The sequence below is a fragment of the Pseudomonas serbica genome, assembly GCF_028823535.1.
GTDB classification, from domain to species: Bacteria; Pseudomonadota; Gammaproteobacteria; order Pseudomonadales; family Pseudomonadaceae; genus Aquipseudomonas; species Aquipseudomonas serbica.
This window is the reverse complement of the sequence record NZ_JAQIYM010000012.1, coordinates 185,786-211,955: the sequence shown is the minus strand read 5'-3', so window position 1 is coordinate 211,955 and position 26,170 is coordinate 185,786. Positions and strand designations below refer to the sequence as shown.

At 60.7% G+C, this 26,170-nt stretch carries 24 protein-coding genes; 13 read left to right on the top strand and 11 right to left on the bottom strand.

Going from position 1 to position 26,170, the window contains the following annotated elements; translation table 11 throughout:
- Positions 1-142: 142 nt before the first annotated feature.
- Entirely contained in the window at positions 143-1,033 is an 891-nt protein-coding gene (locus NQL71_RS21015; protein ID WP_274643208.1) for a LysR substrate-binding domain-containing protein, read from the bottom strand.
- 118 nt (positions 1,034-1,151) lie between these two features.
- Here NQL71_RS21015 and NQL71_RS21010 point away from each other — a divergent pair, with 118 nt between their 5' ends.
- From NQL71_RS21010 to NQL71_RS20985, 6 genes are all read left to right on the top strand, one after another.
- The gene (locus tag NQL71_RS21010; protein ID WP_077183816.1) at positions 1,152-1,616 is read left to right on the top strand and encodes a (2Fe-2S)-binding protein; all 465 of its coding nucleotides are present in this window, start codon (positions 1,152-1,154) and stop codon (positions 1,614-1,616) included.
- Positions 1,616-3,820, top strand: a complete 2,205-nt coding sequence (locus tag NQL71_RS21005) for a xanthine dehydrogenase family protein molybdopterin-binding subunit (RefSeq protein ID WP_274643207.1) — start codon at positions 1,616-1,618, stop codon at positions 3,818-3,820. The genes NQL71_RS21010 and NQL71_RS21005 overlap by 1 nt, the downstream gene beginning before the upstream one ends.
- 5 nt (positions 3,821-3,825) lie before the next feature.
- Entirely contained in the window at positions 3,826-4,719 is an 894-nt protein-coding gene (locus tag NQL71_RS21000) for a LysR substrate-binding domain-containing protein (RefSeq protein WP_274643206.1), read from the top strand.
- 145 nt (positions 4,720-4,864) lie between these two features.
- On the top strand, positions 4,865-5,497 hold the full coding sequence (locus tag NQL71_RS20995; RefSeq protein WP_343228882.1) for an RHS repeat-associated core domain-containing protein: 633 nt from the start codon (positions 4,865-4,867) through the stop codon (positions 5,495-5,497).
- A gap of 569 nt (positions 5,498-6,066) precedes the next feature.
- Positions 6,067-7,563 (top strand): helix-turn-helix transcriptional regulator, encoded by a 1,497-nt coding sequence (locus NQL71_RS20990; protein WP_274643205.1) that lies wholly within the window; start codon positions 6,067-6,069, stop codon positions 7,561-7,563.
- Between the two features lie 180 nt (positions 7,564-7,743).
- Positions 7,744-7,995 (top strand): DUF1652 domain-containing protein, encoded by a 252-nt coding sequence (locus NQL71_RS20985; protein ID WP_046817431.1) that lies wholly within the window; start codon positions 7,744-7,746, stop codon positions 7,993-7,995.
- 493 nt (positions 7,996-8,488) lie between these two features.
- Here the strand turns inward: NQL71_RS20985 and NQL71_RS20980 are convergent, their stop codons facing one another.
- The 5 genes from NQL71_RS20980 to NQL71_RS20960 all read right to left on the bottom strand — a co-directional run bounded on the left by NQL71_RS20980 (position 8,489) and on the right by NQL71_RS20960 (position 12,652).
- Entirely contained in the window at positions 8,489-9,256 is a 768-nt protein-coding gene (locus NQL71_RS20980) for an SDR family oxidoreductase (protein WP_007976320.1), read from the bottom strand.
- Between the two features lie 76 nt (positions 9,257-9,332).
- A complete protein-coding gene (locus NQL71_RS20975) occupies positions 9,333-10,400 on the bottom strand; it encodes a phosphotransferase family protein (protein ID WP_046817432.1) in 1,068 nt (355 codons plus the stop codon).
- A gap of 143 nt (positions 10,401-10,543) precedes the next feature.
- Positions 10,544-11,509: a 2-hydroxyacid dehydrogenase gene (locus tag NQL71_RS20970; RefSeq protein WP_046817433.1), complete on the bottom strand. Its 966-nt coding sequence runs from the start codon at positions 11,507-11,509 to the stop codon at positions 10,544-10,546.
- A 137-nt stretch (positions 11,510-11,646) separates the two neighbouring features.
- A complete protein-coding gene (locus NQL71_RS20965; RefSeq protein WP_274643204.1) occupies positions 11,647-12,240 on the bottom strand; it encodes a TetR/AcrR family transcriptional regulator in 594 nt (197 codons plus the stop codon).
- Positions 12,241-12,268: 28 nt separating this feature from the next.
- The gene (locus tag NQL71_RS20960) at positions 12,269-12,652 is read right to left on the bottom strand and encodes a tautomerase family protein (protein WP_046817435.1); all 384 of its coding nucleotides are present in this window, start codon (positions 12,650-12,652) and stop codon (positions 12,269-12,271) included.
- 356 nt (positions 12,653-13,008) lie between these two features.
- On the opposite strand from NQL71_RS20960, the gene NQL71_RS20955 reads away from it, so the two are divergent.
- Entirely contained in the window at positions 13,009-14,289 is a 1,281-nt protein-coding gene (locus NQL71_RS20955; RefSeq protein ID WP_046815632.1) for a serine/threonine transporter, read from the top strand.
- Between the two features lie 74 nt (positions 14,290-14,363).
- Positions 14,364-16,016: a SulP family inorganic anion transporter gene (locus NQL71_RS20950; RefSeq protein ID WP_166620022.1), complete on the top strand. Its 1,653-nt coding sequence runs from the start codon at positions 14,364-14,366 to the stop codon at positions 16,014-16,016.
- 173 nt (positions 16,017-16,189) lie between these two features.
- Here the strand turns inward: NQL71_RS20950 and acnB are convergent, their stop codons facing one another.
- Positions 16,190-18,790, bottom strand: coding sequence for a bifunctional aconitate hydratase 2/2-methylisocitrate dehydratase (acnB, locus tag NQL71_RS20945; protein WP_046815634.1), 2,601 nt, complete (start codon positions 18,788-18,790; stop codon positions 16,190-16,192).
- Positions 18,791-19,196: 406 nt separating this feature from the next.
- Between acnB and NQL71_RS20940 the strand changes: the two genes are divergently transcribed.
- The gene (locus NQL71_RS20940) at positions 19,197-19,667 is read left to right on the top strand and encodes a DUF1289 domain-containing protein (RefSeq protein ID WP_046815635.1); all 471 of its coding nucleotides are present in this window, start codon (positions 19,197-19,199) and stop codon (positions 19,665-19,667) included.
- A gap of 93 nt (positions 19,668-19,760) precedes the next feature.
- Here NQL71_RS20940 and uspL read toward each other — a convergent pair whose 3' ends face one another.
- On the bottom strand, positions 19,761-20,624 hold the full coding sequence (gene uspL / locus NQL71_RS20935; protein WP_274643203.1) for a universal stress protein UspL: 864 nt from the start codon (positions 20,622-20,624) through the stop codon (positions 19,761-19,763).
- Positions 20,625-20,789: 165 nt separating this feature from the next.
- On the opposite strand from uspL, the gene NQL71_RS20930 reads away from it, so the two are divergent.
- Positions 20,790-21,404 (top strand): MiaE family protein, encoded by a 615-nt coding sequence (locus NQL71_RS20930; protein ID WP_166620023.1) that lies wholly within the window; start codon positions 20,790-20,792, stop codon positions 21,402-21,404.
- Here NQL71_RS20930 and NQL71_RS20925 read toward each other — a convergent pair.
- Complete coding sequence (locus NQL71_RS20925; protein ID WP_274643202.1) at positions 21,393-21,881, bottom strand: GFA family protein; 489 nt, start codon at positions 21,879-21,881, stop codon at positions 21,393-21,395. The two genes, NQL71_RS20930 and NQL71_RS20925, sit on opposite strands and share 12 nt — an antisense overlap.
- Positions 21,882-21,927: 46 nt before the next feature.
- Positions 21,928-22,071: a hotdog family protein gene (locus NQL71_RS20920; RefSeq protein ID WP_274643201.1), complete on the bottom strand. Its 144-nt coding sequence runs from the start codon at positions 22,069-22,071 to the stop codon at positions 21,928-21,930.
- Between the two features lie 185 nt (positions 22,072-22,256).
- On the opposite strand from NQL71_RS20920, the gene NQL71_RS20915 reads away from it, so the two are divergent.
- The 3 genes from NQL71_RS20915 to NQL71_RS20905 all read left to right on the top strand — a co-directional run bounded on the left by NQL71_RS20915 (position 22,257) and on the right by NQL71_RS20905 (position 25,451).
- A complete protein-coding gene (locus NQL71_RS20915; protein ID WP_274643200.1) occupies positions 22,257-23,141 on the top strand; it encodes a LysR substrate-binding domain-containing protein in 885 nt (294 codons plus the stop codon).
- Between the two features lie 100 nt (positions 23,142-23,241).
- The gene (aguA, locus tag NQL71_RS20910; protein ID WP_274643199.1) at positions 23,242-24,351 is read left to right on the top strand and encodes an agmatine deiminase; all 1,110 of its coding nucleotides are present in this window, start codon (positions 23,242-23,244) and stop codon (positions 24,349-24,351) included.
- A 2-nt stretch (positions 24,352-24,353) separates the two neighbouring features.
- Positions 24,354-25,451: an extracellular solute-binding protein gene (locus tag NQL71_RS20905; RefSeq protein WP_274643198.1), complete on the top strand. Its 1,098-nt coding sequence runs from the start codon at positions 24,354-24,356 to the stop codon at positions 25,449-25,451.
- A gap of 85 nt (positions 25,452-25,536) precedes the next feature.
- On the opposite strand, the gene NQL71_RS20900 is transcribed toward NQL71_RS20905, so the two are convergent.
- Entirely contained in the window at positions 25,537-26,154 is a 618-nt protein-coding gene (locus tag NQL71_RS20900; RefSeq protein ID WP_274643197.1) for a DNA-3-methyladenine glycosylase family protein, read from the bottom strand.
- Positions 26,155-26,170 lie beyond the last annotated feature (16 nt).

Here is a 26,170-nt window from a genome sequence, read left to right as displayed (position 1 = left end):
TCGTACAATATTAATTGGGCGGGGGTTTGATATGCGTTCGATATGGGGAGATGGGTGGCGGATGCGCCGGCCGCTTCGCTGGCAAGCCAGCTCCTACAAATGATCGCGATCCCCTGTAGGCGCTGGCTTGCCAGCGAAGGCGTCAGGATTGTGTACGCAAAGCCAACTCTTTGATCGCCTCAACCACCGGCGCCACCCGCTCACCGTGCCCCGGCGGCCATACGGCGTAAAGGTTGTAATGCGCCGCAATCCGCGCCTCGTTCAACACCACCAGCCGCCCGCTGCGCAAGGCGTCCGCCGCCAGCAACCCACGCACCAACCCTGCGCCAACGCCGGCTTCTGCAGCGGCAATCAGGTTCGCTGCGTTATCGAACACCACCCGTGCCGGTGGCTCTACGGGTGGCATTCCCGCCGCATCCAGCCATGGAATCCACGACCGTCGCGTGTAGCCCAATAACGGTAATTCAAGGATCTGCTCCGGACTCAACGGTCGTTGCACACCCTGGCGTTCCAGCAGCTCAGGCGACGCCACCGCCATCACCCGATCCCCGCAAATCTGCGTCATCTCGCAGTCTTCCCAATCGCCATAGCCGTAGCGCAAGGACAGGTCCACGCGTTCGAACGCACTGCGATCCGATCGCGGCATCGACAGCATCACCACCTCATGCCCGGGCAACAGATCCAGCAGCTGCGGCAGGCGCGGATTGAGCCAGCTCTGGGCCAGTTCGCTGTCGACATCCAGGGTCAGCCGCTGCGCCACGCTACGGTTCTTCACCGAAGACAGCGCCCGGTCGATCTGTGCCAGGCCGTCGGACAGCACGCTGGCGAAGAGTTGCCCGGCGTCGGTCAGGTTGCTGCCGCCGCCTTCGCGCACGAACAGCGGCTGGCCGATGAAGTCTTCCAGGGCGCGGATCTGCTGGCTGATGGCGCTGTGGGTGAGGTCGAGTTTGCGCGCGGCACTGGAGAAACTGCCGCTACGGGCCGCCTGGATGAAGGCACTCATGGACTGCACCGACGGGTATCGCTTGTACATGCTGTTAGTCCTACTTACACAGGATGGCAGAAATCGTCGCTGGCCCGATTTTCCCAAGGCTCCCAATAATCGAGCACCAGGCCTGCACAAAGACGGGCCGCTCTCTTGGAGCCTGACAATGATCGAATTCACGGTAAACGGCGAACGACGCGAGCTGGTAGAGACATCGCCCTCCATGCCCTTGTTATGGGTGTTGCGTGACCACTTGAAACTCACCGGCACCAAGTTCGGTTGCGGCATGGGCCTGTGCGGTGCCTGCACCGTGCACCTGGACGGTGTCGCGGTGCGTTCCTGCCAGGTGCCGGTCGCCGCCGTGGCGGGGCACCGCATCACCACCATCGAAGGCTTGTCGCCCACCGAACAGCATCCGCTGCAACTGGCCTGGGTTGCCGAAGATGTGCCGCAATGCGGCTACTGTCAATCCGGTCAGATCATGTCCGCGGCCGCATTGCTCAACACCGGGGTGACGGTCACCGACGATGCGATCCGCAATGCCATGTCCGGCAACCTGTGCCGCTGTGGCACTTACGGTCGGATCAACAAGGCCATCAAGCGTGCGGCGTCTGCGCCGAAGGAGGCGTGATGACGATGTCCCCGATGAATCTTTCGCGGCGCATGTTTCTGCAGCGAACCGCAACCGTTACCGGCGGTCTGGCCATTGCGTTTTACCTGCCTGCGGGCCTGGCTGCGACTGACCCGAAAGTCCCAGCGCCTGTCGGCGAGTTCGAACCCAACGCCTGGGTGCGAATCCTGCCCGACGGTACGGTCAAGCTGGTGGTGCACAAACACGATTCCGGCACCGGCACGCACACTGCGTTGGCCGCGTGCGTCGCCGAGGAACTGGACGTCGACCCGATGACCGTGCAGGTGATCTCGCCGGAAGATCCGTTCTTCGAGACCTACATTCATCCGATCTGGAAAGTCTTCTCCACCGGCGGCAGCACCAGCGTATCGCTGGAGTACGAGCGTCTGCGCATGGCTGGCGCCACCGCCCGGGCGCTGCTGGTCACGGCGGCTGCCAGGCAATGGAAAGTCAGCCCCGACGGCTGCACCACCGACGAAGGCCGTGTGGTTCATGCAGCGAGTAAACGCAGCCTCGGCTACGGTGAACTGGTGAACGTCGCCGCGCATCTGCCGGCACCGGCCACGGTCGCGCTCAAGGACCCGGCGCAGTTCAAGTACATCGGCAAACTGCGGCACAAGCGCGACGCCCGGGCCAAGGTCTGCGGCCGCTTCAAGTACAGCATCGACGTGGTGTTGCCGGACATGCTGGTGGCGGTGATTGAACGGGCTCCCGTGGTGGGGGCGAACGTTGTGTCGGTGGACAGCGCGGCTGCGTTGCAAGTGCCGGGCGTGCGCAAGGTGATCAAGGTGCCGGGGCGTCCCGATGTCCTTGGCGGCAACGTCGAAGGCGTGGCGGTGTTGGCGGATAGCTACTGGGCCGCGCATCAGGGCCGTGAATTGCTCGAGGTGAAGTGGAGTGGCTCTGCGTTGGAGGGTTTTGACAGTGATGAACTGGCCAAGGCCCAGGCTGCGGCGCTGGATGACCAAGGCGCGCAGCGGGTGACCGCGATGGCTGCGGGTGATGTGAACGGACAATGGCCGGTCGCTGCAAAGCTGCTCGAAGCCGATTACCGCATGCCCTACAAAGTGCAGAATCCGCTGGAGCCGATCTGCATCACCGCGCAGGTCAAGGATAACGCCATCACTTACTGGGGCGGTGTGCAGGTGCCTTCATCGGCGCTGGAAGCCGCGCAAATGGTGTGCAAGATCGCCAAGGACAAAGTCACTATCAACGAGCTGGTGTCCGGTGGCAGTTTCGGTGCGCGGGAGGCCAAATACTGGTTGTTCGAAGTCGCCTACCTGGCGCAGCAGGCCAAGGTGCCGGTGAAACTGATGAACAGTCGCGAAGACGAAATGCGCTCGCTGTTCATGCACCCGGCCACTTTGCACCGGGCCAAAGGCGCGCTGGACGCCCAGGGACGCCTGACCGCGCTACAGCTCAACGCGGTGTCGCCGGCCTCGCCGGAGCAGTGGGAGCCGGGCTATTTTGAGCGCCCGGACAAGATGGACTACAGCACCACCGAAGCCATCACTGCATGGGACTTCGCCTATCGTCCGCCCCATCTGGATCTGGTCTGGGTCAAGCACGAAAGCGCCGTGCCGAGCGGCTGGTATCGCTCGGTGAGCTTCATTCCCAACGTGTTCGCCGTGGAGAGCTTCATGGATGAACTGGCCCACGGCGCAGGCCAGGACCCCTTGGCGTTTCGCCTGGCCAACATGCAAGACCGACCGCGCCATGTGGCAGTGCTCAAAAGCGCCGCCGAGCGTGCCGGTTGGGGCCAGCCACTACCGCCAGGGACGGCGCTGGGGATCGCCACCAACCAGGGCTACACCAGTTTCATTGCGGTGGTCGCCCGGGTGGCGCGCAAGGACGGCGAGACCAAAGTCGAGAAGCTCACCTGCGTGGTCGATTGCGGCCTGGCCGTTTCACCCGGCGGCGTCGAAGAGCAGATCTATGGCGGCCTGATGTGGGGCCTCGGCCATGCCTTGTTCGACCGCATGGATATCAAGCAAGGCAGGGTGGTGCAGAGCAACTTCCATGACTACCGCGTGACACGCATGTCGGACATGCCGGAGGTTGACATCCTGTTGGTCGAAGGTGAGCCATCCAAGCCAGGAGGTGTCGGCGAACTGGGCAGCCCATCGGTAGCCCCGGCCATCGCCAATGCCCTGTTCAGCCTGACCGGCGTGCGCCAGCGCTCGACGCCACTGACACTGGGGTAGCCACCATGGACTTGCGATTGCTGCGCTACTTCATGGCGCTGGCCGAGGAACTGCATTTCGGCCGGGCCGCCACGCGGCTGCACATCTGCCAACCGCCACTGAGCCAGCAGATTCGTTTGCTGGAAGAAGAGTTGGGCACGCCGCTGTTCGAACGCAGCCACCACCGGGTCGAACTGACAGCCGCCGGGCAGATGCTCAAGGAGCAGGCGCCACTGGTGTTCGAGCAGCTCAACCGTGCCCTGGACCTGACGCGTCAGACCGGTCGTGGTCAGTTGGGCGAGCTGGAAATCGGCATGATCAGTTCGGTGATGGTGGGGGTGCTACCACGGGCCTTGCACCTGTTTCGCGAGCGTTACCCTCAGGTGAACTGGCGCTTGCATGAAATGACCCCCGCCGCGCAGGTCAAGGCGCTCAAGGAAAAGCGCATCGATGCCTGCGTGTTCCGGGTCGGCTATGACGATCCGCAACTGCGCAACGAGCTGCTGATCTACGAGCCGATCCGGGTTGTGATGCCAATGGACCACCCCTTGGCCCGACGCGACAGCCTGGCACCCGCTGACCTTGCCCAGGAGCCGTTCGTGGCGCTGGAACTGAAGCAGTCGCGGTTTGCCGACTTTCTTTACCAGTGCTGCATCCAGGCCGGGTTCACACCGCAGATCCGCCAGCAGGTGATTGAAGTGCAAACCCTGCTCAGCCTCGTGCGCGCCGGTTTCGGCGTGGCACTGCTGCCTGCGTCCATCGAGCAGTTGGCGCCGGCCGGCCTGGTATTCCGGCGCCTGACCCCGGCCTTGCCGGAAGTGCCGTTGTACGCCACCTACCGTGCGGACGATGATTCTCCGGTGCTCAAGCTGTTTCTCGATACGTTGCGTGAACTGGTGATGCAAGACCGAATGGCTTGACACAGAACCTGTGGGGGCGAAGACGTCGAAGACAACGTTGAAATTTCCGACGGTTCGTTCACTAGCAGTTCTGATAGTAGGCAAAAGTTGAAAAAACTCCGACGCTAGATGTCCTGCTTTATGGACCTTGCACGGAGCTCCGTTGATGCCAACTTCACACCGCGAAACCGTACTGTGTCGCTACCGCTACGATCCCCTTGATCGACAAGACACATGCACGCCATATGAGCAGGCCAACATCCAACGGTTTTACTGCAAAAGCCGCTTGGCCACCGAAATTCAGGACACCGTGAGGCATTGCATTTTCCAGTACGACGATCACCTGTTGGCGCAACAGCAATCTCAGGGCGCCATTTTCAACACCACCTTGATGGCAACCGACCATCAACGTTCGATATTGAATGCGCACGACGGGAATCGACCTGATCCCATCGCCTATACACCCTACGGACATCGAACTTCGGAAAATGGCTTGCTCAGCCTGCTCGGGTTCAACGGCGAGCGGCGGGATTCCTTGACGGGTCATTATCATTTGGGCAATGGCTATCGGCAGTTCAATCCGGTGTTGATGCGGTTCAACAGTCCGGACAGGTGGAGTCCGTTTGAGGAAGGAGGATTAAACGCGTACGCGTATTGCGAGGGCGATCCGAGGAATCGGGTGGATCCGACGGGGCACGCTCCGATACCCAAAGTTGGGGTGCATATCAACAAGACGTTAGGGGGAGTAAGCAAGAAATCCCAAGCAATCTCAAGGCCAATGGCAGCCAGCGATGACTAACGGAAGGTGCCAGTTCGTCATCCCAGGTAATGAGTAAGCAGCAGTTACGGAGATTGAAACGAAGTGAAAATTCACGAAGAAATTACCACAAGAATAAGAATCTATTAGGCGTAATAAAAGACAATGAAGCCTTGCAGCCAAACCAGGGTCATTACAATGTCAGTGATGATTTACGCGATTTAGACTTGAGTAACCAAGCATATGAAACTGCGAAAAGTTCATACGGTTTTAAGCGATTCCCTGACCCAAAACAACCACATTATTGGACAGACCCCCAAGGCAACACCCTTTTGGACGTTGCTCATTTCGACGCGACAATTTCTCACTTTAGAAATATGGCAAACCGAGGCGTCAGCAGCCGTTCATATGCGTCGGTTTACCGACTGAAAATTTCTCGCGCACAGTACATTCAAAATTTTACACCTATCGATTTGATGGCTATTCGAAGGTAAAAGGCCTTCTTTGTGAGCAGGCCCAAATCGGGATGTGGCCTGCACTATCCCAACCCCATGCGGTCGACATATTCACAGGCAGGCGCACGCGCGCGCCGTCGCACCCTTGGAGGACCAATGAGCCAGGACGTCCTGACCACCGAAACCAACCGCCGGCAATTGCAGCAGATCATCGCCGGTCTGTCCGACGGGGTGATTGTGCTCGATCCCGACCAGAGCATCCTCTGGGCCAATGAGGCGGCGCTGGCCATGCACGGTGTCGAACGGGTCAGCGACCTCGGCGCCGATGCCAGGGCGTACGCCAAACGCTTCGCCTTGCGTTATCGCAACCATCACCCGGTGCCGGTCGACAGCTACCCGATCAGCCGGGTGGCGCGGGGCGAAACGTTCAGCGATGTACTGGTCGAGGTCACGTCCGTTGCAGACGAAGAGCGCACCTGGGTCCATCGCGTACGCAGCATGGTGTTGGCCGACAGCCACGATGAGCCGGAATCGCTGGTGTTGATCATGGACGACGTCACTGACTGGGCCAGTGCCGAGCAACGCTTCGAGAAAACCTTCGCCGCCAACCCGGCACCGGCCGTCATCTGCCGTCTCAGTGACTTGCGCTACATCAAGGTCAATCCCGGGTTTCTCGAAATGACCGGTTACTCCCGAGACCAGGTGATTGGTACTTCGACCTATGAACTGGATGTTCTGGAGCAGGCGCAAAACAAGGAGCTGGCCAAGCAGCGCCTGCGCGAAGGCGCGACCATTCCGCAGATGCAGGCCGAGTTGCGATTGGCCGACGGTGGCAACAAGCAAGTCATCGTGGCCGGCCAGCCGCTGGAGCTCAATGACGAAGCCTGCATGTTGTTTTCCTTTGTCGACATGGAGCCCCGGCACAAGGCCGAGGTTGCCCTGCGCCAGAGTGAGGAACGCTTTGCCAAGGCTTTTCGCCTGAGCCCGGTGCCGATCATGGTGTGCAGCGCCAGCGATCAAGTGGTGATGGATGTGAATGAGGCGTTTCTGGTTACCCTCGCGTACGCCAACGAAGAAGTGCTCGGCAAAACCATCGCCGATATCGACGTCTTCCATGACAAGGGCGCCCGGACACGGCTCTTCACTGCCCTGGAGAAAACCGGAAGTCTGGACCGCATTGACGTACGCGTGCGCAGGAAAGACGACGAACTGATCGATTGCGTCGTCTGTGCCGATACCGTGAATATCCAGGACAGCCCTTGCTACCTGCTGGTGTTGATGGACATCACCGAGCGCAAACACACCGAGCTCGAGATGCTGTCGGCCATTGAAGAGGTGATGAAAGACGCCTCCTGGTTCAGCCGGATGCTGATCGAAAAACTCGCCAACGTGAAACACGTCAAATCGCCGCAGCTGCCCAGCGTGGCTTTTACCGACCTGACGGCCAGGGAACGCGACGTGCTGGAACTGATCTGTGAGGGCCTGGCGGACAAGGAGATCGCCGCGCGCTTGAAACTGGCGCCTAACACCGTGCGCAACCACGTCGCGACGGTGTATTCCAAACTCGATGTGCACAGCCGCAGCGAAGCGATTGTCTGGGCGCGCGAGCGCGGGTTGTTTTCCAGTCAATGGGGCACGAAGGGCCAGCGGTAAGGTGCAAATGCACTAGTGTGTGGGGTGCAAATTTACGTTCTGAGTGGCTTTGCCAAGCAGTAGCCTAAGAGCGGGTGGATGACAGTTCTGGATCATTCCCCGTTTCTCGGATGCTAAAGGAACAGCCATGCACGACGAACGCCCCACCAGCGCATTTGATTGCAACACCGGGTTATCGCAATGATTCAGGTGTCCCAGTTGCGCACGCAAATTGAACGGACCTTTTCGCCCTTGGCTTGTGAGTGCAATGTCTCCGGCGATCATTCGTTGACCATCAAGCTTTACGACCCGGTGTCCGGACAAGTCGATCTGGTGGTCAGTGGGTTGAACGTGGCCAGGCTTCAGTCACCCGAATCGGTGGCGGCACTGCTCGAAGAATTGCGCTACGAACTGCAAAGCAACAGCCTGCAACGCCCGGACCCGGTAGTGTAGGAATTGCCAGGTTAGCCATGCCAGGACGGCTGAATGCGCGATAAAAAAGTACAAAAGTGATATTTCTGCGACCCCCCGTGAACTTTCCGGCGGGGTTCTGTTGTCACACAAATGTGTACATCCCTTATCGCGGGTCAACCTATGAAAAGTCTTGGGAAACGCGTTTTTGCACCCCTGTCGCTCTGCGCAATCATTCTCGGCGGCTGCGCCAGTCCGCCACCGCCACCGCCTGCCGCACCACCGCCACCGCCTGAAAAGACCTGCCAGACCTCCGATAGCACCCAAGTAATGGGCGATGTGCGGGCGGAAGGGCAGGTGACGCGCGAAACCACCGTGACGCGGTGCGTCACACAGTAAACAAAGCGCCAAGTTTGTGCAGGAGCGAGCCTGCTCGCGAAAAACGGCAACGATGACGCAGGGTGCCTGACACCCCGCGGCGCTCTGACGTCCATCGCGAGCAGTCTCGCTCATACATTGACAGGGTCGTATCAGGTCAGGACAGGAAGCCACCGTCCACGTTCAGCGAAACGCCGGTGGTGTAGCTCGAGGCATCGCTCGCCAGGTACAGCACCGCACCGGCCATCTCGCTCGGATCGGCTACGCGCTTGAGCGGGATTTGTTGCAGCGCGGTATTCAGGATGGCCTCGTTTTTCACCAGCGCCGAAGCGAATTTGGTGTCGGTCAGGCCCGGCAGCAGCGCGTTGCAACGGATGCCGAACTGCGCGCACTCCTTGGCGAACACCTTGGTCATGTTGATCACCGCCGCCTTGGTCACCGAGTAGATGCCCTGGAATATGCCCGGCGACACGCCGTTGATCGACGCGACGTTGATGATGCTGCCGCCGCCGTTCTCGCGCATCAGCTTGCCGGCTTCCACCGACATGAAGAAATAGCCGCGGATATTGACGTCGACGGTTTTCTGGAAGGCGCTGAGGTCGGTGTCCAGCACGTTGCAGAATTGCGGGTTGGTCGCGGCGTTGTTGACCAGGATGTCCAGGCGCCCGAACTGTTCCTTGATGCCGGCGAAGACCTGGCTGATCTGCTCCATTTCGCCGATGTGGCAGGCGATGGCGGTGGCTTTGCCACCGGCGGCGATGATCGCGTCGGCGACGTGTTGGCAGCCTTCAAGCTTGCGGCTCGAGACAATCACGTGGGCGCCTTGCTGCGCCAGCAGTTTGGCGATGGCTTCACCGATGCCACGGCTGGCGCCGGAGACGAAAGCGATCTTGCCGTCGAGGTCGAACAACTGAGTCTTGGACATGGTTTTTCCTTGTTATGGAGCCGAATCGCTGTTCGTAGGAGCCGGCAAGCCGGGCTCCTACAAGGGCTGTGTTGTATCAGAGGCTGGATTTGTGGATGACCTGCAGGCTCATCTGCTCCAGTAATTTGTTCATGTGAATGAACTGCGCGAAGCGTTTGTCCTGGGTCTGGCCATGGTAGAAGCGGTAGTAGATCTGCTGCACGATGCCGGCCAGGCGGAACAGGCCGTAGGTGTAGTAGAAGTCGAAGTTGTCGATCTCGATGCCGGAACGCTCGGCGTAGTAGTCGACGAATTCGCGGCGGGTCAGCATGCCCGGAGCGTGGCTGGGCTGGCGGCGCATCAGCTGTACCGGCGCCGGGTCACTGGCTTCGATCCAGTAGGCGAGGGTGTTGCCCAGGTCCATCAGCGGGTCGCCCAGGGTGGTCAGTTCCCAGTCGAGCACGCCGATGATCTGCATCGGGTTGTTCGGGTCGAGGATGACGTTGTCAAAGCGGTAGTCGTTGTGCACGATGCTGGAGGTCGGGTGATCGGCCGGCATCTTGTCGTTGAGCCAGGCTTTCACCGCTTCCCAGTGCGGCGCGTCGGGGGTCAGGGCTTTCTCGTAGCGCTCGCTCCAGCCTTTGATCTGCCGTGCCACGTAGCCTTGCGGCTTGCCCAGGTCACCCAGGCCATAGGCGTTGTAGTCGACACGGTGCAGCTCGACGAACTTGTCGATGAAGCTCTTGCACAGGGTTTCGGTTTTTGCCGAGTCCAGCCCCAGTTCCGGCGGCAGTTCGGAGCGCAGGATAATGCCGTTGACCCGCTCCATCACATAGAATTCGGCGCCGATCACCGCTTCGTCGGTGCAGTGCACGTAGGCCTTGGGGCAATACGGGAAGCCGTCGCGCAATTGGTTGAGGATGCGGAATTCGCGGCCCATGTCATGGGCGGACTTGGCCTTGTGACCGAATGGCGGGCGACGCAGGACGAATTCTTGCTCGGGGTATTCGAGCAAATAGGTGAGGTTCGACGCACCGCCCGGGAACTGGCTGATGCGTGGCAGGCCGCTCAGGCCTGGAATGTGGGCCTTGAGGTATGGATCGATCAGGCTGGCGTCGAGCTCTTCGCCGGTGCGGGTGCGGGTGGATTGGTCAGTAAGCGCCATGCTTATCCCTTCTGCTTATTCTGGTGGCCTGAAACTATTGGCTAATCTAATGCGCGCACCCGGTACCCACAACCTCCGCCGACCCTTATAGGTGAGCGTGTTGCCGGGCAATCATTGTTTTTGATACATCTGTTTGAATTGTCTTACTGGACGGCCTGGGTCACGCCCTTTGGCAGCTCGATGGGGGTCAGCACCGGCTGGCCGGAAAAAAACGCCACGAGATTGCGGCCCACCAGTTCCACGGTGCCTTGGGTGGCCTCGGGGGACAGCCCGGCCACATGCGGGCTGAGAATGACATTCGCCAGGACCTTGAGGGCATCCGGTACCTTGGGCTCGGCGTCGAAGACATCCAGCGCGGCACCGGCAATCCGCCGTTGCTCCAGCGCGCTGATCAGGTCGGCGGTGACCACTACGCTGGCGCGGGCGATGTTGACGAAAAAACCGTTGGGTCCGAGGGCTTCGAGCACCTGTTTGTTGATCAGGTGCTTGGTGCCCAGGCCGCCCGGAGTGGCGACGATCAGGAAGTCCGAGGCGCGCGCCAGTTCGGTGGGGGTCGAGCAGAACTTGTAGGGCACATCACTGCGGTGCTGGCGGTTGTGGTAGCTCACGCTCATGTCGAAGCCGGCGCCGGCGCGTTTGGCGATGGCCATGCCAACCGCGCCGAGGCCAAGAATGCCCAGGCGCTTGCCGGCCAGGGAAGGGCGCATGATTTTCGGCCATTCTCCCCGGCGTACGGCGGCATCGCAGCGGGGGATGTCGCGCACCAGCGACAACAGCAGCGCCATGGCATGGTCCGCCACCGAGGAGGCGTTGACCCCGGCGCCATTGGTGACGGTGAGGCCGCGGTCGGCGGCGGCTTGCAGGTCGACCTGCTCATAACCTGCGCCAATCACGCAGATGATCTTGAGGTTGGGCAGGGCGGCGATTTCGTCGGCATAGAGGCCGAGCGGGCCACGGGTCAGGACGGCGTCGATCTGGCCGCTGTGCCGGCTGATGGCCTCGGCGCGCTCGGCAGGCGTGGGCGCCAGGATCAGGTGAAAGCCCTGGCGTTCGAGAATGGGCAGGTAATCATTGATGGTTTCAACCAGTACCAGAACGGTTGCAGGCATGCTTTGCTCCTGTGGGCGCGGATCGTCGGGCTCGAACGTCGGTTGAGAGTGCTGGCAGCGGGGCAGATTGGCAACAGCCATGCTCCTAAGTGTAGGAGCTGGCGCAGCCTGCGAGCTTTTTTGATCGCAGCGAATTTTCAGGCCAAGGAAGGGGGGGCTGTCAGGAAGGACTGCGCCGCCTCGAGGATTTCCTCCGACAGCGGATCACCCCGGGTGGCCCGGGCCAGTGTCAACGCGCCTACCATCAGCGAATATTGCACCAGCGCCTGCTGCCGGTTTGCCGCGGGATCGTGCGAGTCCATCAATTGACTGAAGGCCTCGAGCAGGCGATTCAAGCCGGCCATGAAGGGTTCGCGCAAGGCGCTGTCGGTGGGCTCGTGGCACATGTCGCCGGCAAAGGCCACCACCGGGCAGCTTTCACCGGGATTGTCGCGGCTGTAGGTCGACAGGTAAGGCTCGATCAAGGCTCGCCGTGCCTGCGCTTTGTCTTCGCCGGTGATCCGTTCGCGCCATTTCGCCCCCACCTCCTTGAATGCCCGTTCACTGGCCTCCCTGGCCAGCGCTTCCTTGGATTCGAAGTGGCCATAGAAACCGCCATGGGTCAGGCCCGCAGCGGCCATGACGTCGACGACGCTGATCCCGTGCAGGCCGCGCTCGCGAAACAGCCGGGTGGCGGCCTCGACGATGATTTCGCGGTTAAGGTCGGCTTGTTTGCGGGAAACGCGGGGCATGGCTGGCTCACAGGTCAATAGGTGGTTGTCAGAGGGCGTATTGGGCAATCCCGTTGCCGAACGACCAGTTCTCTTTCTTCACTTCCACCAGGTTAATGAAAACATCTTCCAGGCGCACGGCCAGTTGGGTATTGAGGTTTTCGACGATGGTTTTATACAGCAGCTTTTTCTGCTCCAGGGTCCGGCCTTCGCTCAGGGTGATCTGGATGACCACCAGGCCGTCACTGCGCTGGATGCCCAGGTATTGGGGATCGAAGATGAAATGCTGTTCGTCGTGTTCGGCGAGGATCTGGAAGTTATCGTTTTCCGGCACGCCGATGGCGCTGCGCAGGGCGGCGTAGATCTGTTGGCCGATACGCTTGGCGTAGGTGGGGTCTTGCTGTTTCTTGAGGTCGACGCGAACCAGTGGCATGGGAAGACTCCGGAAGGTGGGCAGGTTTAGTTAAAATACATGATGGATAACCTTTATCAAGTAGGGAGTGATGAGATGCAGCTCTTCATTGTGGGAGCGAGCCTGCTCGCGATAGCGGTGTTTCAGTCACTTTGAATGCTGGATGTGCCACCGCTATCGCGAGCAGGCTCGCTCCCACAGGGGAATTTGGTGTTCACGCGATCTCAAATTGGTACCGCCGTTCCTCACCTAAGTCTTTGCTTCTGTTCACTAATCCTCCAGAATCGCGCCCCTGTTTCGGCCAGGGCGCTGCCTGTCGGGTATTCCGACGCGTTCTGGCCGGGTGGCAAGTGACCGGAATGTGGAGATCCCACCGGATGAATGATCAGGCCAATAGCGTTAACGAACGCTTTGTAGCAGCGACACCCGCAACCCTTTCGAGCTGGAACCGCCAGGACACCACCTGGATGCTGGGCCTGTTTGGCACGGCGATTGGTGCGGGAACCCTGTTTTTACCGATCAACGCGGGCCTGGGTGGCTTCTGGCCGCTGCTGGTGCTGGCAGTGCTGGCATTCCCGATGACGTTCTATGCACACCGCGGCTTGACCCGCTTTGTGCTGTCCGGTCGCGAAGGCGCGGACATCACCGAAGTGGTGGAAGAGCATTTCGGTCTCAAGGCCGGTGCCTTGATCACCTTGCTGTACTTCTTCGCGATCTTCCCGATCCTGTTGATCTACAGCGTGGCCCTGACCAATACCGTGGGCAGCTTTCTCGAACACCAGCTGCACATCATGCCGCCTCCGCGGGCGGTGCTGTCGTTCGTGCTGATCCTCGGCCTGCTGGCCGTGGTGCGCTGCGGCGAGCAAGTCATCGTCAAGGCCATGAGCCTGATGGTCTACCCGTTCATCGTCGCACTGCTGTTTCTGGCGGTGTTCCTGATTCCGCACTGGAATGGCGGCATCCTGAGCACGGCCAGCACGCTGCCCGAGCCGTCCGCGTTGCTGCACACCCTGTGGCTGGCGATTCCGGTGATGGTGTTCTCGTTCAACCATTCGCCGATCATCTCGGCGTTCGCCGTGGACCAGAAGCGCCGTTACGGCGAGCACGCCGAAGAACGTAGCTCGCAGATCCTGTCCCGGGCTCACGCCTTGATGGTGGTGATGGTGTTGTTCTTCGTGTTCAGCTGCGTGCTGACCCTGTCGCCGGCGCAACTGGCCGAGGCGAAAGCGCAGAACCTGTCGATCCTGTCGTACCTGGCCAACCACTTCAGCAACCCGACCATCGCCTTCGCGGCGCCGTTGATTGCCTTCGTGGCCATTTCCAAGTCGTTCCTGGGGCACTACATCGGCGCCAGCGAGGGTCTGAAAGGCCTGATCGTCAAGAGCGGCAAGCGTCCGGCGGCCAAGACCCTGGACCGTATTGTCGCGGCGTTCATGCTGGTGGTGTGCTGGATCGTCGCCACCCTGAACCCGAGCATCCTCGGCATGATCGAAACCCTGGGGGGGCCGGTGATTGCGGCGATCCTGTTCCTGATGCCGATGTACGCCATCCGCAAGGTACCGGCCATGGCGCGTTATCGCGGCCAGGCGTCAAACGTATTTGTGGTGGCGGTCGGCCTGGTGGCGATTTCAGCGTTGATCTACTCGCTGACCGCGTAATTCAAGGATTTTCAGCTACAGTGGCCGCTGCGCGTAAAACGTGCAGCGGTTTTTTTTTGCCTGGAGACACTGGATTGTCGAACGCCCCAAAGGCTTATCCCACCGAGCAACCCAACCGCTGGCAGGACCTGTTGGCCGGCTTGTCGATTGCCGGCCTGTTGCTGCCCGAAGCGGTCGCCTATTCAAGCATCGCCGCACTGGCACCCCAGGCCGGGGTGATCGCCTTGTTTGCCGGGTTACTGTGTTATGGCCTGTTCGGCACCAGCCGCTTTGCGATTGTCTCGGCCACTTCATCCTCCGCCGCCGTACTGGCTGCGGCGACCGCCACCCTGGCCAATGGCGACCCCGGGCTTCGTTCGACCCTGGCCTTCGGCCTGGTGCTGGTGACCGGGGCGTTTTTCTTGCTGGCCGGGTTGTTCAAGCTCGGCAGTGTGACCTCGTTCATTGCCAAACCGGTGCTGCGTGGTTTTGCCTTTGGCCTGGCGCTGACCATCATCCTCAAGCAGGTCGCCAGCGTGGTCGGCGTGCATTTGATTGATGCCAACCTGGTGCGCTTCCTGCCGCAACTGCTGGAGCAACTGCCGCAATGGAACTGGGTGGCAGCTGGCGTCGGCGCCGTGGCATTGGTCTTGTTATGGCTGTTTGCACGGTTTCGGCGCTTGCCGGGTGGTTTGTTAGTGGTGGTGATCGGCATTGCGGCAGGACAGTGGCTGGACCTGCCGGCCTATGGCGTGAAGCTGATCGGCGTGATCGACCTGAGCCTGGAGGTGCCGAAGCTGCCGGTACTGCCGTTTGCCGACTGGCTGCGTTTGGGCGAACTGGGGTTTGCCATGGTCATGATCCTGTACGCGGAGACCTACGGCTCGATCAGTGCCAACGCGCTTAAACACGGTGACCGCGTCAGGTCGAACCGGGATTTGCTGGCGCTGGGGGCCTCCAATCTGCTCTCAGGGCTGTTTCATGGCATGCCGGCGGGGGCAGGGTACTCGGCGACATCGGCCAACGAGGCAGCGGGCGCCACTTCGCGCCTGGCCGGCATCGTAGCGGCGCTGGTGGTGCTGGTGATTGTCCTGACGGTGCTGCCTTACATCGCCCTGACCCCGGAACCGATCCTCGCCGCCATCGTCATCCATGCCCTGGGGCGGGGCTTGAGCCTGCAGCCGCTGGGACGCTATTTCGTCTGGCGCCGAGACCGCTTGCTGGTGATCTGCGCCGTGGGCGCGGTGCTGGTGCTGGGGGTGCTGGACGGCTTGCTGGTCGCCGTGGCGATCAGTGTGCTGCTGATGCTCAAGCAGATGTCGGCCGCGGATATCCAGATCCTGGGGCGCATCGATGGCGGTCACGACTTTGTCGACCTGCAGCGCCATCCAACGGCGCAAACGGTGCCGGGCGTGTTGATTGTGCGGCCGGGTGAGGCGTTGTTCTTTGCCAACGTCGAGCGGATTCTTGGCGGTGCCTTGCACTTGATCCGGCATTCGCAAACGCCGGTTCATGCGGTGATCCTCAGTCTTGAGGAATCGCCAGATCTGGACGGTACCAGCATCGAGGCATTGCAGGAGTTTTTTGTGCGGGTGCATCAGGAAGGCAAACGGCTGATTCTGGCGCGTCTGAAGGACGATGCACAGACGGCTTTGGCGATGTTGCCAGAGGTTGAGGCCAATGGGGTGATGCTGAGCGGGTTGAGTGTGGATGGGGCGGTGCAGCAGGCGCTCAAGCCGTACGCATAACCCAATGTGGGGGCGAGCCTGCTCGCGAAGACGGTGGGTCAGCCAGCATCAATGTTGAATGTGCTGACGCTTTCGCGAGCAGGCTCGCTCCCACAGGGGCGGTGTTCAAATTGAAGGCATAAAAAAACGCCGCCCCTCTCACGATGGGCGGCGTTTTTCATTGCGTTGCAGCGTTAGGCTTGAACGACCGGGATGTTGGCGTTCGCAGCAGCTTCACGGAACTCGGCAATCTGGTCGAAGGACAGGTAGCGGTAGACATCGGCCGCCATGCTGTCGATCTTGCCAGCGTATTCCATGTACTCCTCGACGGTCGGCAGGCGACCCAGGATGGAAGCCACGGACGCCAGCTCGGCCGAAGCCAGGTAGACGTTCGCGCCGTCACCCAGACGGTTCGGGAAGTTACGGGTCGAAGTCGACACGACAGTCGAGTTCGGCTCTACACGCGCCTGGTTACCCATGCACAGCGAGCAGCCCGGCATTTCCATGCGTGCGCCGGCCTTGCCGTAGATGCCGTAGTAGCCTTCTTCGGTCAGCTGGTGAGCGTCCATCTTGGTCGGCGGCGACAGCCACAGACGGGTTGGCAACTGACCCTTGACCTGTTCCAGCAACTTGCCGGCAGCGCGGAAGTGACCGATGTTGGTCATGCACGAACCGATGAACACTTCGTCGATCTTCTCGCCAGCAACGCTGGAGAGCAGGCGAGCGTCGTCCGGGTCGTTCGGAGCGCAGAGTACCGGCTCCTTGATGTCGGCCAGGTCGATCTCGATGACTTCGGCGTATTCAGCGTCTTTGTCCGCTTCCAGCAGCTCAGGGTTGGCCAGCCAGGCTTCCATTGCTTGGGCGCGACGTTCCAGGGTACGTGCATCGCCGTAGCCTTCGCCGATCATCCAGCGCAGCAAGGTGATGTTCGACTGCAGGTATTCAGCGATCGACTCTTTGGACAGCTGGATGGTGCAACCGGCCGCCGAACGTTCAGCCGAGGCGTCGGACAGTTCGAACGCTTGCTCGACGGTCAGCTTAGGCAGGCCTTCGATCTCCAGGATGCGACCGGAGAAGGCGTTTTTCTTGCCTTTCTTCTCTACGGTCAACAGGCCAGCCTGGATCGCGTAGTAAGGAATGGCGTGAACCAGGTCACGCAGGGTGACGCCTGGTTGCAGTTCGCCCTTGAAGCGAACCAGGATCGACTCAGGCATGTCCAGCGGCATGACGCCGGTGGCTGCGGCGAACGCAACCAGACCGGAACCGGCCGGGAAGGAGATACCGATCGGGAAACGGGTGTGGGAGTCACCACCGGTACCGACGGTGTCTGGCAGCAGCATGCGGTTCAGCCACGAGTGGATGATGCCGTCGCCCGGACGCAGGGAAACGCCGCCGCGGGTCATGATGAAGTCAGGCAGGGTGTGGTGGGTGGTCACGTCGATCGGCTTTGGATAAGCCGCGGTGTGGCAGAAGGACTGCATCACCAGGTCGGTCGAGAAGCCCAGGCACGCCAGGTCTTTGAGTTCGTCACGGGTCATTGGACCGGTGGTGTCCTGGGAACCCACGGTGGTCATCTTCGGTTCGCAGTAGGTGCCCGGACGAACGCCGGTCACGCCGCAAGCCTTGCCGACCATTTTCTGCGCCAGGGTGAAACCCTTGGTGCTTTCAGCCGGTGCTTCAGGCTTCTTGAACAGTTCCGAAGGTGGCAGACCCAGCTCGGCGCGAGCCTTCTCGGTCAGGCCACGGCCGATGATCAGTGGAATACGGCCGCCAGCGCGAACTTCGTCCAACAGCACCGGCGTCTTCATTTCGAAGGTGGTCAGGACTTCGTCGGTGCCGTGCTTGCAGACTTTGCCAGCATGAGGGTACAGGTCGATCACGTCGCCCATGTTCATGTTGGAAACGTCGAATTCGATTGGCAGTGCGCCAGCATCTTCCATGGTGTTGTAGAAGATAGGAGCGATCTTGCTGCCGAAGCAGAAACCGCCGGCACGCTTGTTCGGCACGTAAGGAACGTCGTCGCCGAAGAACCACAGAACCGAGTTGGTCGCCGATTTACGCGAAGAACCGGTACCGACCACGTCGCCCACGTAGGCGATCGGGAAGCCGGCATTGCGCATTTCTTCGATCTGCTTCATCGGACCGGTGACGCCTTGTGCGTCCGGCACGATGCCGTCGCGAGCCATTTTCAGCATGGCCAGGGCGTGCAGCGGGATGTCAGGACGGGACCAGGCATCCGGAGCAGGGGACAGGTCGTCGGTGTTGGTTTCGCCAGGAACCTTGAACACGCGCAGGCTGATCTTGTCGGCCAGCACCGGGCGCTTCACGAACCACTCGCCGTCAGCCCAGGATTGCAGCACGCCTTTAGCGTGTACATTGCCGTTCTTGGCTTTTTCAGCGACGTCGTGGAAGGCATCGAACATCAGCAGGGTGTGCTTGAGTTCTTCGGCAGCTACTGGTGCCAGTTCGGCGTCGTCCAGCAGGTTCACCAGGGTCACGATGTTGTAGCCGCCCTGCATGGTGCCGAGCAGTTCAACAGCGCGCTTCTTGTCGATCAGGGGAGAGGTGGCTTCGCCTTTGGCGATGGCGGACAGGAAGCCGGCCTTGACATAGGCTGCTTCGTCCACTCCAGGCGGAACGCGATTGGTGATCAGGTCAACGAGGAATGCTTCTTCGCCAGCCGGGGGATTCTTCAGCAGCTCGACCAGGCCTGCAGTTTGTTCGGCGTTTAGCGGCTGGGGAACGATACCCAGTGCTGCGCGCTCTTCGATATGTTTGCGGTAGGCTTCAAGCACAGTATTACCCTCATCAGTGGTCCCAAATGGGTGTCCGGGACGCTCATCCCGAAATTGCCGTACTCATGCGCTGCATGGCGTTGTGGGCCACTTAGCCAGAATTACCGACAATTCCTTACAGAAGCTGCTTTCAAAGTTTTACGCCTGCAGAACGGGAGCTGATGAGGGTTGGCGCCGGGTTTTTCCCCGCTGGAAAAACCCTTCGCCAACACCGCTCTGAAGGAACGACTGTGCTCGTGACGCTTTGAAAACAGCTTCTAACGGACATTGGCGCCTAAAAAGGCAGGCTGATTCTACGGCAAAAAAATATTAAAGGTAAGTTGGCTCATGAAACTTTGAGGGGTGATCAATGTTAGACAAAGGGCTAACATGCCGTCCTGTTTTGCTTTTCGCGTTCTGCCTACCTATGCCCAATCAGACCATCAAGACCCCCTGCGTCGGCCTTTGCTCCACTGTTTACGGTGATCTGGTCTGCCGTGGCTGCAAGCGTTTCCACCACGAAGTGATCCACTGGAACGGCTACAACGAGGAAGAAAAACGCGCGGTATGGCTACGTCTTGAGCAGCTGTTGTCCCAGGTGATGGCTGCCAAGGTGGAAATTTTCGACCCGTTGCTGCTCAGAATGCAGCTGGAGCAGCGCAAGATCCGCTTCGTGCCCCATCAGTCGGAATATTGCTGGGCCTACCAGCTGATCGCCCGGGGCGCCCGGGTGATCAACAATCTGGAAGCCTACGGGATGGTGTTGTTGCCGGAATTTCGCGACTGGAACCTGCCGGAACTGCGTGATGCCATCGATCGGGAATTTTTCCTGCTCTCCGAGGCGCATTACCAGCGTTACATTGCGCCTGGATTCCTCAAAGACGCCTTCGGCGCGTAAAAGCATCGCGAGCAGGCTCGCTCCCACAGGTGAATACCTTTCGAGGTGGGAGCGAGCCTGCTCGCGATGGCGTCCTGAAAGGCGCGGAAAATCTCAATGCTTGACCGCCAGCTCCTCCAGGTGATCCTCAACCTCCCGGGGCTTGAGCACCAGCACATCGCTTTCCACCGCATCGAGCACCACTTCGGCGGTGTTGCCGATCAAGGTCCCTGACAACCCGCTGCGCGCCACCGTGCCGATCACCGTCACCGCCGCCTGCAGCTTGTGCACCATGAACGGAATCAATACATCCGCCGGGCCTTCGGCGATGTGCAGGTGATCGTTGTCAATGTCGAACTCGGCCTGGAACGCCCTGCACTGTTCGCGATAGCGCGCCTCGATGGTTTCGCTCAGTTGCAACGTCGGGTCTGCTGCCGACAGCATGGGCGACGGATGCGCACTGATCACATGCAGGTGCGCCTTGGCCAGGCTGGCGATGTCATAGCCGTAATCGATGATGGTGTTGTGCAAATGGCGGTGCTCACTTTCCATATTGCCCACGTCGACGGCGGCCAGGATGACTTTGTCCTTCCAGGAACCGGCGGTTTTAACCAGCAGCACCGGGGTAGGGCAGGCGCGCAGCAGTTTCCAGTCCACCGGTGTCAGCAGGGCCTTTTTCAGCGAGCTGTCGGGGAAATGCTGTTTGATCACCAGCCCGCAGCCTTCCGCCTGCTGCACCTCGACGATGGTTTCGTGCAGGCTCTGGTTCCAGGCCTGCTCGGTGGTGACGCTGTAACCGTCTTCCAGCAACGCCGCCTTGAGCACGCTGAGCATGGCGCTGTGATCGTGCTTGGGATCACAGACCAGCAGGTGCAGGTGCGCCTGGGTCACGCCGGCGATCAATTTCGCCCGTTTGAGCGCCAGGCTTTCCGAATGTTCGGGGTCGATGACCACCAGGATGCTGCGAATGGCTTGCATGATCGGGATCTCCTGAAAATGAAAAAGCATGGCGTTGCACAACTATAGTTGCTGCGCGGCAGTCGGCGACTTGATGCATATCAACGGTAGTGGCTGGTGGTCTCTGGGCAGGCCGGTATAATCGGCGCCCTTCGTTTTATACCTATTTATTTTTCCGTGAGCCCCATGATCCTTCCCGAAATTCACGAGTTCCTTGGCTGCCGCACTCCCGACGGCTGGGTTCAAGCCGCGCTGGCCGACCAGGAAACGCTGCTGATCGACCACAAGAACTGCGAATTCAAGGCCGCCAGCACGGCATTGAGCCTGATTGCCAAGTATCACTCCCATGTCGATTTGATCAACATGATGTCGCGCCTGGCCCGGGAAGAACTGGTGCACCACGAGCAGGTCATGCGCTTGATGAAAAAACGCAAGATCGGCTTGCGCCAGCTGTCCGCCGGCCGTTACGCCTCGGGGCTGCGCAAGGTGGTGCGCAGTCACGAGCCGGTCAAGCTGGTGGATACGCTGGTCGTCGGCGCGTTCATCGAGGCCCGCAGTTGTGAGCGTTTCGAGGCTTTGGTACCGCATCTGGACGAAGAACTGGGCAAGTTCTATTTCGGCCTGCTCAAAAGCGAGGCCCGGCACTTCCAGGGTTACCTGAAGCTGGCGTACCAATACGGCGACGCCAAGGACATCGCCCAAGTGATCGACAAGGTCCGCGCGGCCGAGCAGGAGCTGATCGAATCGCCGGATGTGGAGTTTCGCTTCCACAGTGGTGTGCCCGTAGCGTCAGCGGCTTAAACCCAGCCGCTCATGCCAGTCGGCGATGGACTCCTCGGGATAAACATCAAACTGTTTATCCTTTGGCCGTACCTCGGCTTCCACCCAAGGCGCCCTGGAACTTAGCATCAAGTGCGTATGCTCCGGCGGCACCGGCAGCGGTGTGTCGATGGCCGACGCAAACGGATGGATCAACTCCGGCCACTCCGGGCTGAACAGCCATAACCCCGAGCCGCACAGCGAACAGAAATGCCGCTCGGCGCTGCTGCGATGGGCGCGTTTCTCGCCTTCGCCCTTGAGCAGGGCATGGTAGATCGCGATGTTCTTGCGCCCGCGTACCTTGAGGCTGTTGGCATCGCCGGCAATGTTGATCGCATAACCGCCACCGCCCTGGGTCTTGCGGCAGATCGAGCAGTAGCAGCGTTGATAAGGATAGGGATGGGCGCTGGTCAGGCTGAACGACACCGCGCCGCAATGGCAGGAACCTTCGAGTTGCATGAGAACCTCCGGCTGTCTTGAGCGAGCTTCAAGACAGCCTAGACCGTCAGCGCTCCTCGACCGGCACCCGTTTCAGTTGATCGCCGGTTTGCGCGAACAACTCGGCATGGGTAAATACCTGCTTCTTGCGGGCCTTCACCACGCGACCCCGGGCGATGAACACTTCACCGACCGCGGGCGCCATCAGCATGGGTGATGGGCAGTCGGGGGCGCGGTGAATGGACTGAAGTCTTCGCTAGCAAGCCCGCTCCCACAGGGAACACCGCAGACCAACTGTGGGAGCGAGCCTGCTCGCGAAAAACGATAACGCGGTCCGACTGGACGCCCACGATCTACCGGGTCAGCATGAGCGCCTCGAACCCCGGACCCGACCCGATGCGACGACTACCTTCCCTGGCCGCCCTGCGAACCTTCGAATGCGCCGCCCGTCACGCCCATTTCGGCCGGGCGGCGGCGGAGCTGTGCGTCACCGACAGCGCCGTCAGCCATCAGATCCGCCAGCTGGAAGAACAGCTTGGGGTATCGCTGTTTGTGCGCGAAGGCCGGCAAATTCGCCCGACCATGGCTGCTGGACGGCTGATGCAAAGCTTGCAGCAGGCCTTCGAGCTGATCGGCGATGCCTGTGACGAACTGCGCGACCCATCGTCCCTGGCGGTGTTGCGCCTGGCGGTGACCGCCGAACTGGCGCAGAAGTGGTTGATGAGTCGTCTTTCGGATTTCTATGCGCGCTATCCGCACATCACCTTGCACCTCTATGAACAACCGATCGACGCCACGGCCCCGGGCGAGGACATCGACTTGGCGATCACCTATGGCACCGGTCCCGTGGACAGCAGTGCCTATTTCGTCCGGCCCTTGCCGGCGTTGCAGTTTTTTCCGGTGTGCAGTCCCGGGCTGTTCAACCAGGGCACCTTGAAAACCCCTAGAGACCTGGCCCGACACTGCCTGTTGCACGACGATCAGGACGGCAAGACCTGGACGGCTTGGCTCACCAGCCATGCCGGTGACCAGCGCCCCGAACGGCAACTGTATTTCGCCCACGCTGGATTGGCCCTGGAAGCCGCGGCCCAGGGGCAGGGCGTGGCCATGGGCGATAACCTGACAGCCCAGGAAGATCTGCTCAACGGTCGCCTGGTGCGTCCGTTCACTTCCAGCATGACGGCATTGGGGCAATACGCGCTGGTGTGCGAACGGGTCCGGCTGGAGAGGCCTGCGGTGGCGCAGATGCTCGAGTGGTTCAACGATCAGCTGATTGATTGATGAGTTCAATTCAAGTGTTCCGAAATAATCATCGTTGGCGAGGAGGGCGTGCGCAACCTTAGCCTGTGGTCATTCCAATCCCGGCTGATGAGGTTTGCCCATGGCACGTTTGCTCGATTCCACCCCCAAACTCGACGGTTTCCGTTTGCCTGGGGAATTCGAAACCAAGTCCGGATGCTGGCTCGGCTGGCCGGAGCGCACCGACGTGTGGCGCAATGGCGCAAAACCTGCTCAGAAAGTCTGGGTGCAGATCGTCACCGCCATCTCCCAAAGCGAACCGGTCACCGTCTGCGCCTCGGCCGCGCAATTCGCCACTGCGCGCCGGCAGTTGCCGCCGCAGGTGCGGGTGGTGGAAATGACCTGCAACGACACCTGGTTCCGCGACAGCGGTCCGTGTTTTGTGGTCAACGACCAGAGCGGTGAAGTGCGCGGCGTCGACTTCGAGTTCAACGCCTACGGCGGCCTCGACGGCGGCTTGTACTACCCCTGGGACAAGGACGACCAGATCGCCAGCAAAATCCTCGAGATCGAGCGCTTCGACCGCTATCGCGCGCCGTTGATCGCCGAACTCGGCGGCATCCAGAGCGACGGCCAGGGCAGCATCCTCACCACCGAACAATGTTTGCTCAACCGTAACCGCAACCAGCACCTGGGCAAGGACGAAGTCACTCGCCGCTTGACCGATTACCTCGGTGCCGAGCAGGTCATCTGGCTGCCGCGGGGGTGCAAGTTCGACGAAACCGACGGCCACGTCGACGACCTTGCGTGCTTCGTGCGCCCCGGTGAAGTGGTGTTGCAATGGACCGACAATCGCGACGACCCGCAGTGGGAAATTTATCAGGAGGCCTACGACATCCTGCGCAGCACCCGTGACAGCCGTGGTCGCGAATTGATCGTGCACAAGCTGCCGCAACCGGATGTGCTGGAATGGACCTCGGAGGAGGCCGAGGGCCTGGACCAGCAGGACAGCACCCATACCCGTCAGGCGGGTACGAAAATCTGCGCGTCCTACATCAACTACTACGCCGGTAACGCTTCGATCGTGGTGCCGCTGTTTGGCGATCGCAATGATCAGGTCGCGCTGGCGACCCTGGCCGAACTGTTCCCGCAGCACAAGATCGTCGGCATCGAAAACTCCCGGGAAATCCTCCTCGGTGGCGGCAACGTCGCCTGCATCACCATGCCGCAGTACGCTGGCAAAGGAGTATAAAAATGGGCCTGCACAAACTGACCCAAGCCTTGATGCTGGTGCTTGCACCCCTGTGTGTGCAGGCCGCCGACACCGCCAAACCGGTGGTGAATCTCTACATCTGGGGCGAGTACCTGGCCCCGGACACGCTGACCAACTTCGAGAAAAAAACCGGCATTCATGTCGTCGCCGATCACTTCGACTCGCTGGAAACCGTCGAGACCAAACTGCTCACCGGTCGCAGCGGTTACGACCTGGTGCTGACGGCGGGACAGCATCTGTCCCGGGCGATCCAGAGCGGCGCGATCCAGGCCGTGGACAAGCAGCAGATACCGCACTTTGCCGGTGTCGGCGAAGAGTTTCGCCAGCACATGGCGGTGTTCGATCCGGGCAACCGTTATGCCGGGTTCTATGCCTGGGGCACCACCGGCGTGGGGTATCAGGAAGGGGCGGTCAAGCAGCGCCTGGCCGATGCGCCAACGGACAGCTGGGCCATGTTGTTCGACCCGGCGGTGGTGGCGAAATTCGCCGATTGCGGGGTCAGCCTGCTTAACGACCCCAATGAAGTGTTCGCCGCGGTCATGAAGTACATGGGCCTGGACATCAACCGCCAGAGCCTTGATGACCTGAAGCTGGCCGAACAGCAACTGGCGAAGATCCGCCCGTATATTCGCTACTTCGACAACGACCTGAATATCAGCGACCTGGCCAACGGCAATACCTGCGTGGCGATGTCGTGGAACGGTAACGTGGCCATTGCGGCTGGACAGGCAGAGGCGGCGAAAAAGCCGTTTTCGTTGAAGTACAGGATACCCAGGGAGGGCACGCTGATCTGGTTCGATGCCATGGTCATCCCCAAGGACGCCCCGCATCCGGAGGCGGGGTTGGCATTGATGGATTACCTGATGACGCCTGAAGTGATCGCGCCGATCACCGACACCATCCACTACGCCAACGCGATCACGGCGGCGGACAGCTTGATCGACCCGGCGATTCGCAATGACCCGGGGACCTATCCGGCGCAGGCGGTGCGGGCGTCGTTGTACAGCAAGAATGACAATGGCAAGGCGTTCAACCGGGCGTTGATTCGGGCGTTCAGTCGGTTGAAATCCGGGTTGTGATGACTGACGCTTTCGTGAGCACAAATGTTGTGCTCACTGAGAACGTTGTGGGAGCGGGCTTGCTCGCGAAGGACGATAACGCGGCCTACCTGTTGGACACCCGCCACAAATACCAGGCCGCCACGGTGCGATACGGGCGCCACGCCAGCCCGATGTCGATCATCTGCTTGCGCGTCGGCTGTACTTCAAGCCCCTTGAGCCGGCGATAGCCCTCGCGCACGCCAAAGTCATCGGCCGGCAAAATGTCCGGCCGTTCCAGGCTGTAGATCAATAGCATTTCCACGGTCCAGCGACCTACGCCGCGCAGGGCGATCAGGCGCTCGATCAGCGCTTCATCGTCCATGGCCAGCGCCGTGGCGTAATCCGGTACCACGCCATCGAGCGTCGCCTGGGCTATGCCCTGGATGGTTGCGATCTTGCTGGCGGAAAAACCGCAGCTGCGCAGTCGATCAAAGTCCGTCGCCACAATTTGCTCGGGCCGCGGAAACGACACCGAGGGGTACAGTGCCAGCAACCGGCCGACAATCGCATCCCCGGCCTTGGCGTGCAGTTGCTGATAGGCAATCGCCCGCACCAGCGACTCATAGGGATCGCGGGCGGCATGGGGTTGATGCAGGCAGGGGCCGACGGCGTCGATGTGGCGACGCCAGTCATCATCCAGGTTCGCCAGCCATTGGCTGGCCAGCCGGTAGGGGTCAGGCATGAAGCTTCCTTGGCAG